The organism is Komagataeibacter intermedius TF2 (assembly GCF_000964425.1).
Lineage (GTDB): Bacteria > Pseudomonadota > Alphaproteobacteria > Acetobacterales > Acetobacteraceae > Komagataeibacter > Komagataeibacter intermedius.
On the sequence record NZ_BANF01000730.1, the window covers coordinates 1 to 2,362 of the forward strand.

2 protein-coding genes are annotated in these 2,362 nt (G+C 61.0%); both read left to right on the plus strand.

What is annotated here, in order from left to right:
* The first annotated feature begins 129 nt into the window (after positions 1-129).
* On the plus strand, positions 130-1,590 hold the full coding sequence (locus B7449_RS19115; RefSeq protein ID WP_235721025.1) for a sensor histidine kinase: 1,461 nt from the start codon (positions 130-132) through the stop codon (positions 1,588-1,590).
* The gene (gene fixJ / locus B7449_RS19120) at positions 1,587-2,204 is read left to right on the plus strand and encodes a response regulator FixJ (RefSeq protein WP_019087322.1); all 618 of its coding nucleotides are present in this window, start codon (positions 1,587-1,589) and stop codon (positions 2,202-2,204) included. Before B7449_RS19115 ends, fixJ begins: the two co-directional genes overlap by 4 nt.
* Positions 2,205-2,362: the final 158 nt, after the last annotated feature.

Consider the following 2,362-nt stretch of genomic DNA (forward strand, 5'->3'; position numbering starts at 1 on the left):
AGAACCATGACGGTTCATGGCGCAGTCTCACCCTACAGGTGCAATGTTTTGATGAATGAGGCTATTACGTAGTAATACTGACTCGCCTTGGCGAGGTCGTTCGCCGACCATTCGGTGAGGAGAACGTCATTGAGGGACTTTTGGGATCTGCCGCCTCAAGAGACCGGTGCGCTGGCACGCCATCGCAGTTTCGCGGCCGCCTCCTCGTACGCGCTCGGGCTCGTGATACTGGGGACGCTCATACGTTTCCTGATCAATCCGTTTCTCGGCGGCAGGACGTTGTTTCTCTTACTGCTTCCGGGAGTGCTCGTCGGCGCGGTGATCGGCGGTCTCTTTTCCGGTCTAGCCGCAGCCACACTTGCATCAGTGATCGGCTGCCTCCTTCTCGCGCATGACGGCGCGCCGCCGATCGAAAACTGGGTCGAGACGATCCTGTTCGCGACACTCTGCGTCCTGATCACGTGTGGTGGCGAATGGCTGCTACGTGCCCGTCGGCGCACGGCCGCGATGGCGCAGCGTATCCTTGAGCGGGAGGCGCATCTCAGCGCCATCCTCGACGCAGTTCCCGACGCTATCATCATTCTCGACGAGCGCGGCATCGTGCAATCATTCAGCAACGCGGCGGAGACACTTCTGAGGTCTAATGCGGCAGAGGCGATCGGGACGAATATCGCAGACATCGTCCCCGAACTCGGAACGGCTCCAGTCTCCGATCGGCACGGAATAGCGGCAGTCGCCCGTCGGAAAGACGGGACGACTGTCCCCGTTGATCTGTCTACCGGACGCCTGACATCAGGAGAGGGCTCCTTTACAATCGCGTTCCTTCGCGACCTCACGGAACGCGAGGAAGCGGACCGACGCGTGCGACAGTTGCAGGCCGAAGTCACACATATCTCACGCCTGTCAGCCATGGGCGAGATGGCAGCCACACTGGCTCACGAACTTAATCAGCCTCTGACGGCCATCACGAACTTTCTCAACGGCGGACGCCGTCTCCTGGAAGCCGAGAACGGGCAGAGCACGCGCGTGCAAGAGGCCATGGACAAGGCGGCCGCGCAAGCGCTGCGGGCCGGTCGGATCATACGGTCGTTGCGGGACTTCGTGTCTCGGGGAGAAGGTGAGCCGGGACTGGAAAGCCTGCGGGCGCTTATCGAAGAGATGGCAACGCTGGCCTTGGTCGGAATTGCGGAGCGCGGGATCGACGTATCCTTTCAGCTGGACTCTGGGGCCGATCAGGTTATCGCGGACAAGATTCAGATCCAGCAAGTCCTCCTCAACCTGATCCGCAACGCCGTGGAGGCCATGGAGGACTGTGACGAACGGCGTCTGGTCGTCGCGGTCGACGCTTTCGAAGGCATGGCACGGATCCGCGTGACGGATACTGGCCCCGGTGTGAGCCCCGAGATTGCGGGCAGGCTGTTTGAACCTTTCTCAACGACGAAGGATCATGGCATGGGAGTCGGGCTGTCGATCTGCCGCACCATCGTGGAGGCTCATGGAGGACGCATCGGAGCGCAGCGGGAACGCGGGGGAGGGATGTGCTTTCTTTTCACTCTTCCCTGCGCCAGGACAGAGGAGTTTGGCGAATGAACCCGGATGGTATCGTCCATGTGATCGACGACGACGAAGCCGTACGCGAATCCCTTGCCTTCCTGTTGCTGACATCGGGACATACCGCGAGGACCCACGCATCGGCGGATGAGTTCCTCGCTATCCTCGACGGGGTCGAGTGCGGATGCATCATAACGGATATCCGGATGCCGGGCATGGACGGCATCGCTCTTGTCGACCGTCTCCAGAAGCGCGCGACGGTTCTCCCGGTCATTGTGATCACGGGGCATGCTGACGTCCCCCTAGCGGTGCAGGCCATGAAAGCCGGCGCCCGCGACTTCATCGAAAAGCCGTTCGACGATCATACCATTCTCGACGCGGTGGCCTCCGCTCTGCGGTGCGGTGACGAGAACGGCGCCGAACGCGCGCATGCACATGTCATTCGCCAGCGGATCGCCGCTCTGACGACGCGGGAGCAACAGGTTCTCCGTGGCCTCGTCGACGGTCAATCGAACAAGGTCATCGCCCGGGAGCTTGGGATAAGCCCGCGCACGATAGAGATTTATCGGGCCAATCTCATGATAAAGATGGACGCTCGCAGCCTGTCTGAACTCGTGCGGATGACGCTGACAGCCACGGAGCGGCCGCGATAACACAGTCGACCTGAAATCAGGACGGGTCGTTTCCCTTACGAGGTTTTACGTACGTAGTTTTCCGGATGCGCTGGAGCTCGGGTGGGCCCAAGATGACATTCAGTCATCCAGCGGCGGCCGTTCCGAACGAAGCGCATGACTTCCGCACGCCGTCGAAC